This is a genomic window from Pedobacter sp. Leaf41, from assembly GCF_001422545.1.
In the GTDB taxonomy this organism is placed as follows: domain Bacteria; phylum Bacteroidota; class Bacteroidia; order Sphingobacteriales; family Sphingobacteriaceae; genus Pedobacter.
The window spans coordinates 381,203-397,551 of record NZ_LMLE01000001.1 but is presented as its reverse complement, the minus strand read 5'-3'; the positions used below and the strand labels follow the sequence as shown (position 1 = coordinate 397,551).

Annotated in this window: 11 protein-coding genes; 1 reads left to right on the top strand and 10 read right to left on the bottom strand. The window is 38.0% G+C overall.

The features are described 5' to 3' along the window. Positions 1-8 precede the first annotated feature (8 nt). The 8 genes from ASE92_RS01815 to ASE92_RS01780 form a co-directional block, all read right to left on the bottom strand. Positions 9-1,247, bottom strand: coding sequence for a cytochrome c oxidase subunit II (locus ASE92_RS01815; RefSeq protein ID WP_056848395.1), 1,239 nt, complete (start codon positions 1,245-1,247; stop codon positions 9-11). Positions 1,248-1,313: 66 nt separating this feature from the next. Continuing rightward, entirely contained in the window at positions 1,314-2,534 is a 1,221-nt protein-coding gene (locus ASE92_RS01810; RefSeq protein WP_056848394.1) for a hypothetical protein, read from the bottom strand. Between the two features lie 15 nt (positions 2,535-2,549). Next, entirely contained in the window at positions 2,550-3,146 is a 597-nt protein-coding gene (locus ASE92_RS01805) for a cytochrome c (RefSeq protein ID WP_369817374.1), read from the bottom strand. Further along, positions 3,139-3,675, bottom strand: a complete 537-nt coding sequence (locus ASE92_RS01800; RefSeq protein WP_056848392.1) for a DUF3341 domain-containing protein — start codon at positions 3,673-3,675, stop codon at positions 3,139-3,141. Before ASE92_RS01800 ends, ASE92_RS01805 begins: the two co-directional genes overlap by 8 nt. A gap of 2 nt (positions 3,676-3,677) precedes the next feature. Beyond that, complete coding sequence (nrfD, locus tag ASE92_RS01795) at positions 3,678-5,150, bottom strand: NrfD/PsrC family molybdoenzyme membrane anchor subunit (protein ID WP_056848391.1); 1,473 nt, start codon at positions 5,148-5,150, stop codon at positions 3,678-3,680. 26 nt (positions 5,151-5,176) lie between these two features. After that, complete coding sequence (locus tag ASE92_RS01790) at positions 5,177-8,206, bottom strand: TAT-variant-translocated molybdopterin oxidoreductase (RefSeq protein WP_056848390.1); 3,030 nt, start codon at positions 8,204-8,206, stop codon at positions 5,177-5,179. A gap of 48 nt (positions 8,207-8,254) precedes the next feature. Further along, entirely contained in the window at positions 8,255-9,553 is a 1,299-nt protein-coding gene (locus ASE92_RS01785) for a c-type cytochrome (protein WP_056848389.1), read from the bottom strand. 254 nt (positions 9,554-9,807) lie between these two features. Further along, entirely contained in the window at positions 9,808-10,788 is a 981-nt protein-coding gene (locus ASE92_RS01780) for a deoxyhypusine synthase family protein (protein ID WP_056848388.1), read from the bottom strand. A gap of 300 nt (positions 10,789-11,088) precedes the next feature. Between ASE92_RS01780 and ASE92_RS01775 the strand changes: the two genes are divergently transcribed. Further along, positions 11,089-12,216: a hypothetical protein gene (locus ASE92_RS01775; RefSeq protein ID WP_056848387.1), complete on the top strand. Its 1,128-nt coding sequence runs from the start codon at positions 11,089-11,091 to the stop codon at positions 12,214-12,216. A 149-nt stretch (positions 12,217-12,365) separates the two neighbouring features. Here the strand turns inward: ASE92_RS01775 and ASE92_RS01770 are convergent, their stop codons facing one another. Together ASE92_RS01770 and ASE92_RS01765 are read right to left on the bottom strand one after the other, a co-directional pair. Beyond that, positions 12,366-14,744, bottom strand: coding sequence for an outer membrane beta-barrel family protein (locus ASE92_RS01770; RefSeq protein WP_056848386.1), 2,379 nt, complete (start codon positions 14,742-14,744; stop codon positions 12,366-12,368). After that, positions 14,744-16,342 carry a M56 family metallopeptidase gene (locus tag ASE92_RS01765; RefSeq protein WP_056848385.1) on the bottom strand — a complete coding sequence of 533 codons (1,599 nt, stop codon included), beginning with the start codon at positions 16,340-16,342 and terminating at the stop codon, positions 14,744-14,746. Before ASE92_RS01765 ends, ASE92_RS01770 begins: the two co-directional genes overlap by 1 nt. Between the last annotated feature and the right edge of the window lie 7 nt (positions 16,343-16,349).

Sequence of the window (16,349 nt, the reverse complement as noted above, 5' to 3'; positions counted from 1 at the left end):
GCTTAATATTATTTATTTAAAGCCATTTGGTTTCCTTTCACAGCTGCCGAATCGGTTGCTGATGAATCTCCTTCTGCTGCTGGTTTAGCAGGTGCAGGTGCCACAGGCAAATTAAATTGTTTTCTTAAATCGTCGTTTAAGTATGTTTTTTGTTCTGCAATCCATGTTTTGTATTCAGCTTCTGATACTACACGTACATCTTTTTGCATGTTATAGTGACCAGATCCACAAATCTTAGCACAGTAGAAAAGGAACTTAAAATTAGGATCATTGGTTTCCTCCTGCATTTGACGGGTAGTCTTTGTTGGAGTAAATTCAAAAATAGTTTGCATACCTGGTACAGTGTTCAACTGAACTCTGAAGTGAGGCATGTAAAAACTATGGATTACATCTTTACTGTTTAAGATCAACTTAACAGGCTTACCAACCGGGATAACCATTTCGTCAGCCATTTCGTCATCGCGAGAATTCAAATCTTTAAAATCTATACCTAAAGTATTTGATGCAGTTGTTAATTTGTAGTTTTTCTTTCCTACAATACCATCAGCACCTGGGTAACGGATAGACCACTTAAACTGCTCAGATGTTACTTCGATTTGAAGTGGTTTGTTGTTAGGATCTTCAACTTTGAAGAAAATAGATCTCCACGTTAAGAAACCCATCAACACTAAAACTGTTAATACTAAGGCTGGAACAATTGTCCAGATTTTCTCAATCGTATTATTGTGTGGATAGTAGTAAGCTTTTCTTTTTGCCGAATACTTGTAGATGTAAGCGAAACCAAATAATAAAATGTGCGTAGCAATGAATACAATGGTGGTGATGATTAATGTTAAGTTAAACATTTCATCAATCTTCTTTCCATGTTCTGATGCAGCGTCAGGCAATAACATAGAACCATGAACGGTATATTCCCAATACACACCATACAAACCTAAAACCAAGAACAATGCAAATAAGCTTGCATGTACCCCGTTCCAGTTAATACCAATTGGCTTACCCTGCGCTTCGCGGCTTAGTTCATATACTTTTATTGCTTTACCAATAATAGCGATGAATACACATACGGCTAGGAATATCAGCGTATAAAAAATTACTGATTTGTAAACCTCTCCCATATCAACTTTCGGTGCCGCTGCAGCACTTGCTGCTGCCTCTTGCGCAAAAGCGCTGGTGTTTGCAAAAACAGTAAGTAATACTGCCAAAGCCGCGGTCGTTTTACTCGTGATAAACTTTCTTAAACTCATTTCCTTAAAAGTAGTACGCTGTACTTCTATAATAATAATTAAATATTTGCTCTATACTATCACCTATTAAAGCTGGTGATGCAAACTTTCTTGTAATAACGGATGATTCTTTGCAATTAAAGGTTTCTTGCTTAAGTTGCTTAGAACGGTAAAGGTAAACAATCCTACAAAACCTAAGGCAGTACCGATTTCAACAATACCGAAACCATTGTGTCCATCTTCTACAGCACCTGGCATAATCATTTGGTAGTAATCTACCCAGTGACCCAACAATACTACGATAGAAACAAATAACAACTTCGCATCTGTTCTCTTGTTGTCTCTGTCCATTAACAATAAAACCGGAGCTAAGAAGTTCATCGCCAGGTTTAAGAAAAACCAAAACTTGTAATATTCAAAGCGTTTGTAGAAATAAACAGTTTCCTCTGGCATGTTTGCATAATAGATTAGTAAAAACTGTGCGAACCATACATAAGTCCAGAAGATAGAGAAACCAAAGATAAATTGCCCTAAGTTGTGTAAGTGGCTATTGTTAACCCATTGCATGTAACCAGCTCTTCTTAATAAGATGATGATGATTGCGATGGTAGCTAAACTACTCACCCACATTGCGGCAAAGTTGTACCAACCAAACATGGTTGAGAACCAGTGCGCTTCTAACGACATGATTGTATCAAAAGCAAAGATTGGTGTAGTAAAACCGTAGATCACCAGGAAGATACAAGCATTTTTAAAGCTTTTTCTGTATGAAGCTAATCCACCGGCTAAATCTTCATTATATGAAAGTTTAGTAAAGCTTATTGCAAATGCACTGTAAACACCCAAAAATACTACCATACGACCTAAGAAGAAAGGCACATTTAAGAATACCGCCTTACCTGCGATCAATGAATCGTAATTAGGACTATTTGGATCAGTTAATCCATCAGCATGCCAGTGGTGGTATAAATTATGTGTATATAAACCAGCAGAAATAATCACAATTAGGATTATAGAAGCAATAGGCAATGTTTTGGCCAATGCCTGTGGTACACGTAAAATTGAAGCAGACCATCCTGCTTGCGCGACAAATTGAACGGCTAGGAAAAACATACCTGACATACAAACGCATGCAAAGTAATATCCCATAAGCAACAGGTTAGCAAAAGTACGCTCATGCATTACTTTATCACCAGTAAAACCGTAACCAATAGCAATAGCACCTAATATGATACCAACAATGCTCAAGGTTTTTACTTTACCTGTAAACTCAAACTGTTCACTAAAATTAATATTGTGAGTTCCCATTTATATTCTGCTTTACTATTGTCCTTTTTGTAATTGTTGAACATACATCACTACTTTCCAACGATCTGTTGGCGTAATTTGTGAAGCATGCGAGCCCATGTTATTTACACCGTAAGTAATGGTGTGATAAATTTTACCTGCAGTAAGATCTACCATATTACCACCACGAGATGATGCTCCTGTTTGGTATGCCGGTACACCGCTAAATTTCTCAATTTTTACCAAATGCCCTTGACCATCACCTTTTTCACCGTGACAAGGGCTACAGAAAACATTGAATAAGTGCTTTCCTTGTGCCAAGTTAATGGTATCAACAGGCAATGGATTTACCATACTTACACCCGCCGCTTCGTAACCTTCCTTGGTATTAGGAAATTCATCGTACTCTGTAAACCCAACGGGTTTTGTGTTTGCTGGTGGTAATTGAGCAGCATGTCCGCCAAAGCTTGGCACATGTGCGGTATCTACTGGCTGATCCGGATTTAAAGCAATCGGATCATACATATTTCTGGCATACTCTAAACCAGTACTGCGTTTATCTTTACAAGCTGTGAAAGTAGCTGCAAAAGCGATAGCTAAAAACGCGGTATAAACAAATTTATTCTTATTCATAGCTAATGTACTTCCTTTCATTATACTTTACTTCTAAAGCACCTGCATCTTTTAATAATCCATCAATTACAGTGTGTGCTGCATTATCCTTTGCATCAATAGCGATAACAAAACGATCGTCAGTTGCACGAAGATCCATTACCCTTGGCGATCTTCCTGGAAACAAATGCGTAGAAGCATAATAAGTTAACACCATACCGAAAGCACAAAACAATACAGTAAGCTCGAACATTATCGGAATAAAATCCGGCAATGCGAATGATGGCTTACCACCAATGTTTACTTTCCAATCGATTACTGCGCAAAAATAAATTAATGCAAAAGCTGCGCAAGTTCCACTGATACCAAAGCAAAATGCTGCAATATCGATTCTCGATCTTTTAATCCCTAATTTGGCTTCTATTCCGTGTATAGGCATTGGCGTATAAACATCGTAAATGCTTACACCATTTTCCTGAAGTTTTTCGATGCCATGCATCATTTCATCAGGATCACCAAAGCTGCCTAAAATATATTTGATATCACTCATTGTTATATTTTTGCGTAATCTTCTTGTTTAACACTATCAAATTTCTGTAACGACTCTACGTATTCTGTTACGTATTCTTTGTTCTCATGTCCGTCTTTAATCTGTTTCATTTTCGCTTGCTCACTTGCAGATTTTAATAATAATTTAACCTCTGCGATAGCGATTGAAGGCAATACTCTTAAGAATAATAAGAATAAAGTAAAGAACAAACCGATTGAACCCACGAATACACTCACATCAACCCAGGTTGGATAAAACATTGCCCAACTTGAAGGGATATAATCACGGTGTAATGAAGTAACGATAATTACGAAACGTTCGAACCACATACCCACGTTTACTACGATTGATAAAATCCAAGTAGCTTTGATGCTTAAACGGATCTTTTTGAACCATAACAATTGCGGAGAGATCACGTTACAGGTCATCATCATCCAGTACGACCACCAATAAGGACCAGTAGAACGGTTGATGAAGGCGTATTGCTCGTACTCAGAACCTGAATACCATGCAATGAAGAACTCAGTTAAGTAAGCCACACCTACAATTGATCCAGTTAAGATGATGATTTTATTCATCGACTCAATGTGGAACATGGTGATGTAGTTTTCAAGACCCAATACTTTACGTGCTACTAATAATAAGGTTAACACCATCGCAAAGCCTGAGAAAATCGCCCCCGCTACGAAATATGGAGGAAAGATTGTGGTGTGCCATCCTGGAATTACTGATGTTGCAAAGTCCATTGATACAATAGTGTGTACCGAAAGTACTAATGGCGTTGAAATACCAGCCAAAATTAATGATACCGCCTCGAAACGTTGCCAGGTTTTAACACTTCCACTCCATCCGAATGAAAAGATAGAATAGATTTTTCTGCGTGTTCCTACTGCACGATCACGAATAGTTGCGATATCTGGCAATAAACCTGTGTACCAGAATAATAATGATACCGAGAAGTAAGTAGAGATGGCAAACATATCCCAAACCAATGGTGAGTTAAAGTTTACCCAAAGTGAACCGAATTGATTTGGCAATGGCAAAACCCAATAAGCCAACCACGGACGACCCATGTGAGATACTACGTACGTTGCTGCACAGATAACGGCGAAGATTGTCATCGCCTCTGCAGAACGGTTAATGGAGTTACGCCAGTTTTGACGGAAAAGCAATAGTACCGCTGAAATTAACGTTCCGGCGTGACCGATACCTACCCACCATACGAAACCGGTGATATCCCATGCCCATCCAACTGTTTTATTTAAGCCCCATGCACCGATACCATTCCAAAAAGTGTAACTCACAGCTACAACCCAAAGTAAAGCACCTAATGCTGAAACGATGAAACCAATCCACCAAGCCTTGTTCGGCTTGTTTTCTACCGGCCCTAAAATATCATCCGTAATTTTTGCATACGTGATATTATCGCCGGTAATTAATGGTTCTCTAAGTATTGATTCGTTATGTCCTGACATAATTTGTATTTTCTTTATACTAAAGCTTACGCTTGTACTGTTGTATCTGTATTTCTAATTTTTGTCATGTATCCGATACCTGGTTTCACGTTGATTTCTTCTAATACGTAGTAGATACGCTCAGAACGTAATGCTTTTGAAACCTCTGAATTTGGATCGTTTGAATCACCAAATATGATTGCATTTGCTGAACAAGCTTCCTGACAAGCCATTTTGATATCGCCATCTTTCAATGGACGTTTCTCTAATTTAGCTTGTAATTTTCCACCTTGAATACGTTGGATACACATTGAGCATTTCTCCATTACACCACGAGAACGGGTAGTAACATCAGGATTCAATACTAATTGAGTAAACTCATTATTTAAGTAGTTATCGAAACGTGAATCATTCCAGTAGTTAAACCAGTTGAAACGACGAACTTTATACGGACAGTTATTCGCACAGTAACGTGTACCTACGCAACGGTTATAAGCCATGTGGTTTAAACCATCACTTGAGTGTACAGTTGCCAATACCGGACAAACCGTTTCGCAAGGTGCGTGATCACAGTGTTGGCACAACATTGGTTGGTGAACCACAGAAACGTGATCTAAATCTTCCAATTTAGCAATCTCTTTTTCTTTGGTTACATCACCATCTTTGGTTTCGTAGCTATAGTAACGATCAATACGAATCCAGTGCATTTCACGACGACGGCGAACCTCATCACGACCTACTACAGGAATGTTATTTTCTACATTACAAGCAACAATACAAGAACCACAACCAGTACAAGCATTCAAATCGATTGCCATTACCCAGTTGTTACCTGGTTTCTCATAGGCATCCCAAAGATCGTAATCTTTGTGTTCGCCTTTATGGTTACCAGCAGAAGCATCTTTCAAATATTCTTTGAATGTAGCTTCTTTAATTACCGCACGACCTTCGAACGAGTGGTGAGTTTGTGTTTGAGCCAATTCATAGTAACCACCTGTTGGGGTAATGGTTACATTGCTGGCATATTGCATTGTTCCGTTTAGGAAAGAGATAAAAGGGAACGCATTTTTACCTACCTCGTTACCAGCTTTACCAACTTTAGTACGGCCATAACCTAATGCGATAGATGCTGTTCCTTGTGCTTGTCCTGGCTGGATCAATACCGGAAGATCTACAGAATGTCCATTGCTACCTTTTACAGTAACTACATCAAATTCTTTAACCTTTAATTTTTCTGCAAATTTTGGTGCAAGAGCAACATAGTTATCCCAGGTTACTTTTGAAACCGGATCTGGCAATTCTTGCAAGAATGCATTGTTGGCGTTTTTACCATCACGCATCGGAACACTTTCGTAAACTTGCAATTCTACCTGGTCGCCGCCTTTTGCCAAAGCTTTGCTGCTGCCTACAATTGAAGTAGCAACTTGCGCCAATGACTGAGTGAAAGAATAACTACCGGCTGCTTTTGGAGCTACTGTAACTACACCCTTCTCTAAAACATCATTCCACTTTAAACCAATTGCTGGCAACATTTTGGTTTCCCAGTTGTTGCGAACAAATTGATAGTAATTTTTAACCGGAGCATCAGCCCAAACCAATAAACTCTCTTCTGCCTGACGGCTGTTGAAAACTGGGTTGATGGTAGGTTGAACAATTGAATAATATCCTTCGTAAGCATTTGCATCACCCCACGACTCTAAATAGTTATGGTTAATTGCAATGGCATCACAAAGTGAAGCTGTTTCATCAGCTCTATCTGAGAAAGAGATTTTTGCAGGAACTTTAGCTAAAGCCTTAGTAAATGCATCAATATTCATGAAATCGTAAGCAGGGTTACTGTTTAAAAATAAAATAGCACCAACTTCACCGCGACTCATTTCGGCAACTAAACCGTTAAATTCAGCATCGTTACCTGCATATAAATAGCAAGGATTATCTAAATCGATTGTGGTACCATAACTTCCGATAGCGGAGTTAATCGCATTTACTAAAATTTGAGTAGAAACATCGTTAGAACCACACACTACAAGGCCTTTACCTTTGTTTTGCACTAATTCTTTTGCTACTAATTTAATTACTTTATCAGCAGTGGTGTTGTTTCCAAGTGTACCACCCGCTAAAGACTGACCAGTAATTGCATTATATAAAGCGATTAAAGCAGGTCCTTCTTCTGATAATTTAATCGGAACACGCGTATCAGCATTTGTACCCGTTAAGCTCATTCCACTTTCAAATTGAATGTGGCGGCTCATTTTTTTGTTTTCTAACGATTTGTAGTTACGGTTAGAAGTATATTGAGCTGTAAACTCTTCTCCGCTAATCCAGGTTCCTAAGAAATCGGCAGCGAAACTTACAATTAAGTCAGCTTTATCGAAGTTATATTTTGGCAATACCGCTTTACCAAAGCTGTTTTGGTTAGCCTGAATAATTCCGGTATAAGAAACCGCATCATATTGTACCAATTTAGCCGCTGGATATTTTGCAATAAACTGTACTAAAACAGCATTTGTTGATGGACTGTTAACTGTAGAAGCCACTACGCGGATTTTTTTACCGCCTGCCTGTGCTTTTGCCAATTCGCTTTTTACAAAGCTATCTAACTTAGCCCAGGTAGTTTCTTCGTTTTTAAGAACTGGCGCTTTTAATTTCGATACATCATAAAGATCTAACACAGAAGCTTGCGCTCTTGCATCAGTACCGCGATAAAATTCACCTGCATTAGGGTTTGGTTCAATTTTAATCGGACGACCCTCTCTTGTTTTAACTAAAATACTTTGGCCGTTAAAGCTCGAAGTATAATAGTTAGGAATACCAGGCGTAACCTCTTCAGGTTTTACCAGGTAAGGAATAGATTTATGAACCGGGGCTGTTTGACATGCTGCCAAAGTAACTGCACCTAAACCAAAACCTAACGCCTTTAAAAAGTCGCGGCGTGGGGTAACGGTGCTTAACCCTGCTTCATTTAAAACATCTTCTATTGGAAGTGGCTCGGCGAATTCGTTTTTGCTATTCTTAACAAAATCGGGTGTATTATTATACTCCTCTAAGCCTTTCCAGTATTTTTTGTTGCTTTCCATTTAAGCTATATTACTGTTTATTCGAACGTTCTTACTAAACTCTATCTATTAATAGTGGCATTTACCACACTCTAAACCACCCAATAACGCTGGGGTAACTTTCTCGCCTTTTTTAATTTTCTCATGCGCTTCAATAACCTTAGCGTAGAAAGCATTATTTTTCTGACCAGAAATATCTGTTTCCTTGTGGCAGTTGATACACCATTTCATGGTTAATGGAGAATATTGGTAAATCTCTTCCATTGTATTAACCGGACCGTGACATGCGAAACATACAGGCTCTGTTGGTTGTAATCCTTTTGCTTTACGAATAGCATCTTCTGCAACTACTACGTGCTGAGAGTGGTTGAAGTATGCAAAATCTGGAAGGTTGTGTACACGTACCCACTCCATCGGTTTCTCTTTGCTCTTATCGTATTGTTGTGTTTCAGGATCGTAACCTAAAGCATTGTAGATTTTTTTGATCTCTGGAGAAATCTCACCATCATAATTATCTCTTGCCTGAACAGCTTTGTGGCAGTTCATACAAACATTTAATGATGGAATAGTAGCATTCTTAGATTTGAAAGCACCATTGTGGCAATACTGACAATCGATTTGATTGATACCAGCGTGTAGCTCATGTGAGAATTTAATCGGCTGAACTGGTTGATAACCAGTGTGAACACCTGTGTTCCACATACCCATCCAACCCCAAGATCCTAAAGCAATTACCAAACACAAGATAAAGAACATCACAAACTTCTTGTTTTTGAACATTTTACGAACACCTACCTTTAACGGCACATCTTCTTCAATTTCAATACCTTGTTTCTGTAAGATTAAACGCTCTAGCAATTTAGATGCACGACCTAAAATTACCAGGATTAGAATACCTACCAATACAATAGCAACGATACCAGCGATAGATAAACCAGATGTACCGCTTTCTCCAGCACCAGCTTTTGGCGCATTTGGATCAACAGCAGCTTTAGGCTCGCCTTCTTTGATGTATGCTAAAATGCTTTTAACTTTTTCCTCATCCAACTCAGGGAAAGAAGTCATCGCTACTTTACCATTTTCGTTAAATAATTTAACCGCTTCCGGATTGCCGGCAGCAATCATTCCTTGCGAATTAGGAATCCATTTTAATAAGAACTCTTCAGAGTGGCGATCACTCACCCCTGTTAAAGCAGGACCTACCAATTTGGCATCTAATGCATGGCATGATGAACATTTAGCTCTGAAAAGCGTTCTCCCCTCTTTAGCATCCTGAGCACTAACGGATGAAACCGCCATTACAGTAACTGCTGAAAACACGAATAACGACTTCCAAACGCTTTTTAAAATCATCGAGATATCTCTCATAATGAACACTTTATACTTATTTAATTTACTTTTTGTTGTGAAATTGATGCATGAACTGATGTAGCTCCACCAAAACTTGAACAAAAGTATAACTTATTAATAAATCCCATGACATAATAGTGACCGGAAATACAATTTATAATCATTCTAAACAAATGATGTTTCAGGCCACTCAGGCAATAAAAATGCCCATTTTTCGATCTTTATCTAAAATGGGCATGAAGCTTAAATTTTGTTTTATCAAAATGTTATTCTTATTGCCTTAATATCCAGGCAAACATCAGCGGTGCTACAATTGTTGCATCACTTTCTACAATAAACTTTGGTGTATTGATATCTAACTTACCCCAGGTAATTTTTTCATTCGGTACCGCTCCAGAGTATGAACCGTATGAAGTTGTAGAATCAGAAATCTGGCAGAAATAGCTCCAGAAAGGAATATTTTCCATTTCCATATCCTGATATAACATTGGCACCACGCAGATTGGGAAATCACCGGCAATACCACCACCGATCTGGAAGAAACCAATACCTTTGCCGCCACTGTTTGCAATATACCAATCGGCTAACCAGCCCATATATTCGATACCACCTTTTACAGTAGTCGCAGTTAGCTCTTTTTTCATCACGTAGGAAGCAAAAATATTTCCCATAGTTGAATCTTCCCATCCTGGAACCACAATTGGAAGATTTTTTTCAGCAGCAGCTAACATCCACGAATTTTTTGGATCAATCTCATAATATTGCTCTAAATCTCCACTTAAAAGCATTTTGTACATAAATTCATGTGGAAAATAGCGTTCGCCTGCTGCTTCAGCATCCATCCAGATTTTTTGAATGTGTTTTTGCAAACGACGGAAAGCCTCTTCTTCAGGAATACAAGTATCAGTAACGCGGTTGTAATGGTTTTCTAATAAATCCCATTCATCCTGGGGACTCAAATCGCGGTAATTAGGCACACGTTTATAATGCGAATGCGCTACCAGGTTCATTATATCTTCTTCCAGATTAGCTCCTGTACAAGAAATGATAGATACCTTATCCTGGCGGATCATTTCTGCAAGCGAAATACCCAATTCAGCAGTACTCATTGCACCGGCAAGGGTAATCATCATTTTACCACCTTCATCCAAATGCGTTTCGTAGCCCTTAGCCGCATCCATCATCGCCGCAGCATTGAAATGGAGATAATTACGCTCCATAAACTGAGATATTGGTCCTCTAGTATTGCTCATTTTGTTATGTATTATTTTTCGCAAAAGTAGGCATTTAGCCCGAAAGGATAAAACTAAAGTCCGTATTGCTTAGAATTACAGCTTTAAGGTTCTATTTTGGAAAGCAAAATCAACACTTATAGGTTATGGTAGTCCGGCTTTTTGGTACAAGGCCCAACGAAAAGTTGGGCGCTTTCCTCGCCAATCCGGTTTAGGTGGCTCAAGCCTTGCTACTATTAATGAATCCCAAGCCACTGTCATAAAACAGCTATCGCCCTTCAGTAAATAATTCTTAATAAAAAAATGAGTTAATTTGCGGCAATGAAAAAAGTTTATTTTCTCCTGAGTTTCTTGTTCCTATCTGGAAGTTCATTTGCTCAAATGAAATTGATAAAAAAGTTGCTATCAAACGAAAAAGATACTTTACGCAAAGCAAGCTTTTTGCCCATTCCTTCATTCGGATATGCCCAGGAAACGGGTTTTCAGTTTGGTGTTGGTGCGATTGTTGGTTTTTATGCTGATCGGTTGGATACTACAAATCGTCCATCATCTTTAACTTTAAACCTGAACTACTCTACCTTGAAAGCTTACAATATGAGTTCGCTCATTGATATTTGGGGAAAAGAAAATAAGCTCCATTACATTGGCGAATTGCGTTTTAAACGCATGCCTTTTAACTTTTATGGCATTGGCAACAGTACCGAAGAGGCTAATGAAGATAAATTGATCCAGCAGCAGATTAAAGTTTTGCTTCAGGCAGAAAAACAGTTATTGCCAAAGGCCTATACCGGGGTTTCGCTAGGTTTTGAAAACTACAAATATAAGGATGTAGTTGCCGATGGAATTTTTAACAGCGACCCATATTATAACAATAGAACTGGTAGCGTTTTATATCTAGGTGTTTCGCAAAGTTATGACGCCAGGAATAATAACAACTACACCACAAAAGGCTTTTTCATCAGAGGTACGTATCAATATGCTCCTGATATTTTTTCGGCTGGCAATTTTACAGGTAGCCAGATAAAAATTGATGTAAGGAATTTCTGGCGATTGAACAAAAGCTTCGCAGTAGGCGTACAAGGATTGTACAATACCGTTTTGGGCAGCAACACACCTGTTTATCTATTACCACAAATTGGTAACGACGAAATGATGCGTGGCTACTATGGCGGGCGCTATCGCGATAAAAACTTATTGGCTGCGCAGGCGGAGTTAAGATATCGTTATAGCAGTCGTTTCGGCGCTACGCTATTTGGCGGAACCGGAACCGTTTGGGGCGTTGATGATTTTTCTACCAATGCTTTCAAACCAAATTATGGCGCTGGATTGCGGTATTTCTTCGATCCGGAAAAAGGAATCAGCGTTCGTTTAGATTACGGAATCGGCGAGAAAAGACCAAATGAAAAGCGTCAAAGTGGATTTTATATCAGCATCGCGGAAGCGTTTTAATTGACCAACACGTCTTTGCGAGGAGGAACAACGCCGCAATCTAATTCGGCAACTGCAATTGCGATAATGAAATTACCCCAAACGATGAAAAATCGTTTCTCTCTTCACAGCCGCTATTATCGGGTAATGAATTGTGCACAGTGCTAAGTTTAATTGCTCCGCCTTCGCTCCTCTTCATTTCCTGATTTACGATCCGTTTGTTTCAGCTTCTCATTTCCGAAATTAAATCGGGCAGTGATTCGTAATTGTCTGGCATCGTAATAATTATTGTAATCTTGTTTAATGTTATTGATTAAACTGCTAAACCGATACCTATTGGATTTCAGCAAATCGTTTGCGCTTAAAGATAGCTGGAGTTTTTTATTGAGCAGCAAAGTCTTCACTCCAAAATCTAAATTATACTGGCTTTTAACTTCATTTAATCCTTTAGCTGTCGGAAATTGAAACCAAAAATTAACATCGGCCAAAACAGTTTTGCTTTTATTTATGGTAAATTGATTTGAAGTTGAAAAGTATGCGCCCATTCTGCTCAAATTTGCTTGTGTTTGCAAAATTGCCGACTTCGATAAAATGTAAAAAACATCAAACTGATTAATGGTTTGCCAATTTTCGAATGGGTTTGACACTAGGGAATTAATAAATTGGTAACTATATCCGGTAATGAAGTTTACGGGTTTAGTGGCTTGGGTATTTGAGTTTACATCGATAAAATTCACATCAGCAAAACCATTATTGGCACCGCTAAACGATAACGTACTGGTGAGAGAACTTTTGTAAGTGTGCGAAAGCTCGATGTTGTGATTATAAGACGGCTGCAAAAACGGATTACCTTCAGTATAAACATATTGATTGCTGTACCACCGAAAAGGATTTAACTTCCGGTAGGCTGGTCGGTTAATTCTACGCCCATAATTGATACTCCATGCACTTTGATTGCCACCACGATAAGTGGCGTAGAAAGTAGGAAACAACTGTAGATAATTAGACTTTATTTCTTGATTGACTGAATTTCCATTTATCTGGGTATATTCCGACCGCAGGCCAAATTGAAAATCCCACTTTTTAATGGTCTTGTTCACATTAGCATACAAGGCATGAGTGTTTTCATGATAAGTAAATAAATTGCTTTGACTCAAATCGACAGCATAAATGTCATTCCGTTTTCTATAAAACGCAATATCGCTTTCGTTCTTAATAAAACTAAGTTTGGTACCGAACGAAACTTTAAAATTTTTATAAGGCAAATCTACATCAGCTTTTAGCGTATAAAGTGTAATTCCTTGTTTGCTCGTTGATAAATATTCTGCAAATGATCCCGGTATTATAGCACCATCACCGAAAAAACTCCGGTTATTGAAAGTCCTATTTTTATCGTCGGCAAAGCTAAACCAGTCTGCATTTATGGTGAGCTGTTTGCCTGTTGAATCTAATGTTTGTTTTAAAAACAGATTTGCAGAATGATAACGGGAGCTGATTACTGCATTTGCATCAGAATTTAGAACAGAGTCTAACTGCTGATTGACGTTAGTTACCCTGGTTTTTAGATTCTCTTCCGAATGAAAATTTGTATAACCGCCATTGTACGCAGCACCAAGCATTGTTTTTTTGGAAATTTGATAATCCAATCCAATTTGCCCGCTGGGTACCGTTCTGAAATTACGGTCTTTGTTAATTACATTCCAGCTTTGTGAAGGGTAAAAAATAGTACTTTGTTCAAATGGTACAATGGAACCTTTTCTGATGTTAAAGGTTGAATTAACGGTAATTTTATCTTTTCGATAATTCAAGTTTCCACCCATGGAAGCCGTTGGATGTGAAGCTTGCGTAAAAACGGTATTAACAGAACCCTTGAAACCTTCAGCTGTTGTTTTTTTTAGCACGATATTAATCAAGCCGTTATTCCCCTGTGCATCATAATGTGCCGGAGGATTGGTAATCACTTCTATTTTCGAAATTTGATGAGATGAAATAGATTTGAGATAATTAGACAAATCATCCTGACTCAGCTGTATTAATTTATCATTCACCATCACATTTACACCACCTTTGCCTACGAGTGAAATCTGATCATTTACTACCCGAACGCCTGGAACTTTGGCCAATAATTCAAGCGCATCGCTACCGATTGCAGTCACGCTATTTTCTACGTTAAATATTGTTCGATCAATTCTTTTCTCCAATAAAGGCCTTTTTGAATTGATTTGAACATCAGCAAGCTCATTCGAAGCTATTTCTAGTTTAATGTTAATTGAAGTGTCTCTTGATAATTGGATACTTTTCTGCTGTGTATTAAATCCAATTGCCGAAAAGGTGATTAAATACTCGCCCCCACTGATGTTTGAGAAAGAATAATTACCCAAGGTATCTGATTGGGTATACCGTATTTTAGTGCGGGGTTCCGCCAATGTTATAGATACATTACGCTGAGAGGCATTTTTATCATTCTCAACTTTTCCTGAAATCCTGAGCTGTGCCTTACTTTGAAGAGCAAGCAATAAAATTAAAAGTGATAATGTCGACTTTATCATTAAGGATTTAGATCAGCACCAAACAACTTAGCCTTTGATGTGCTAATGTCATAATAAATACTATCTGCTTTGATAGGCTTTTGGTTTTTTGAGATAATTGTTGCATTGATCGCTTTAAGTAATCGGTCGGCAGAATTAATGAGAATTTTGCTACCTATAATCCTTGTCTGATCGACGGAAGCTTCTGCGTGACCATAAATGTATGCTATTGACTTATTCTTGCTAAATCTAACAGAGTCTCCTTTGTAATCAACCTTCGAGCCCTCACTAAACGGTTTGTATTCTATTTCTTTGAAATCTTGTTTACCAGAAAATGATTTATAATTTCCCGTGTTTAAATCGAAAATGATTAATTTGGCAAGAGTTTTATCGCCCAAATCATTAGTTAGCGAAGCATTTTTAGCTTTTAAAATATTCGTCACTTTATTCCATTCTACGCTTTCAGCCCTCAGCACATCCGATTTTATTTCAATCACCGCATCTTGCATTACAGAAATTTTGTTTTTTGTATCTCCAGTTATCTTTTTGAAAGAATTAATTTTGGGGATAACTGATCTTGATGATCTCTTCACCGTATCACTTCGTACTATCCTTTTGATTTTTTGTTTCTGGCTCACAATGGTATTTGACTTGGCTTGCGCTGAATCCATCACTTTAACATCTCCACTCTTTAATTTGTATTCTGGAACAACTTTTTCAGCGTAAACTACTTCCACTGACAATAGCCAAACTAATCCAAATACCACTGGCAAAGCCAGCAAATACATTAGTTTTTTCATGTTTTTAGATTTTGAGTTAAACAACATCTTGATTCTATCCTTAACCGGGCTTTTCACAAAATTATGAATGAGTGGCATATCATTTTTAGCTACGGCAAGCCTGAACAGCAAATTCGCATAAGCTTGATTCCCAAAGTCAGCAGATGTAATATCATCTGCTTCATACTCATGGGTTTGTTCTAACGCTTTATCAAACAAATAAATGATTGGATTAAACCAAAACAAAGCTTTAAAAAGCATTAGCAAAATCTTATCAACAGAATGAAGTTGTTGAGCATGAACCCTTTCATGAATTAGTAAAACCTGCAATTCGTTTTCGCTTAAGCTATTTTCATCGATAAAAACATAATTGAAAAAAGAGCAGTTCGTAAACCCCTTCTTTTTTGTAACCAATTTTAAGCCATCATTGGTTTTTACATACTTCCTAGTACACTTTATTAAGGCAACCAACCTCCAGGCACAGGCCAAAATGATTAATGAGGTAATGCCTAAATAAAAGTAAAACCCTATTTTTTCCCAATTTATTTCGGGTTTATCTATATACTGGTATTCAACTGCAACAGGGTTGATCATTTGGAATGGCGCATCGCTAATAGGCTTGAGGTTTGGATCAACTAACGGAATCTGAATCTCTTTTATCTCGATTTCGCGTTTAATTTCAAACTGTAAAGCAGGAATAATTGAACTTAAAATTAATGAGCCAAGCAGGTAAAATCGATTGAATTTAAAGAAGGTTAGTCTTCTTAAAACCAAAAGATAGAAGCCGAAAAACAAAACTGTACAGGCGCTGGCCTTAACCAAATAGATGAACCATTCCATATTTTAA

Bases quoted from the DNA above. Each gene is read 5' to 3' on its own strand.
- ASE92_RS01765 (WP_056848385.1), bottom strand. From the start codon at position 16,342: ATGGAATGGTTCATCTATTTGGTTAAGGCCAGCGCCTGTACAGTTTTG.
- ASE92_RS01805 (WP_369817374.1), bottom strand. From the start codon at position 3,146: ATGAATAAGAATAAATTTGTTTATACCGCGTTTTTAGCTATCGCTTTT.
- nrfD (WP_056848391.1), bottom strand. From the start codon at position 5,150: ATGTCAGGACATAACGAATCAATACTTAGAGAACCATTAATTACCGGC.
- ASE92_RS01800 (WP_056848392.1), bottom strand. From the start codon at position 3,675: ATGAGTGATATCAAATATATTTTAGGCAGCTTTGGTGATCCTGATGAA.
- ASE92_RS01790 (WP_056848390.1), bottom strand. From the start codon at position 8,206: ATGGAAAGCAACAAAAAATACTGGAAAGGCTTAGAGGAGTATAATAAT.
- ASE92_RS01770 (WP_056848386.1), bottom strand. From the start codon at position 14,744: ATGATAAAGTCGACATTATCACTTTTAATTTTATTGCTTGCTCTTCAA.
- ASE92_RS01810 (WP_056848394.1), bottom strand. From the start codon at position 2,534: ATGGGAACTCACAATATTAATTTTAGTGAACAGTTTGAGTTTACAGGT.
- ASE92_RS01785 (WP_056848389.1), bottom strand. From the start codon at position 9,553: ATGAGAGATATCTCGATGATTTTAAAAAGCGTTTGGAAGTCGTTATTC.
- ASE92_RS01815 (WP_056848395.1), bottom strand. From the start codon at position 1,247: ATGAGTTTAAGAAAGTTTATCACGAGTAAAACGACCGCGGCTTTGGCA.
- ASE92_RS01775 (WP_056848387.1), top strand. From the start codon at position 11,089: ATGAAAAAAGTTTATTTTCTCCTGAGTTTCTTGTTCCTATCTGGAAGT.
- ASE92_RS01780 (WP_056848388.1), bottom strand. From the start codon at position 10,788: ATGAGCAATACTAGAGGACCAATATCTCAGTTTATGGAGCGTAATTAT.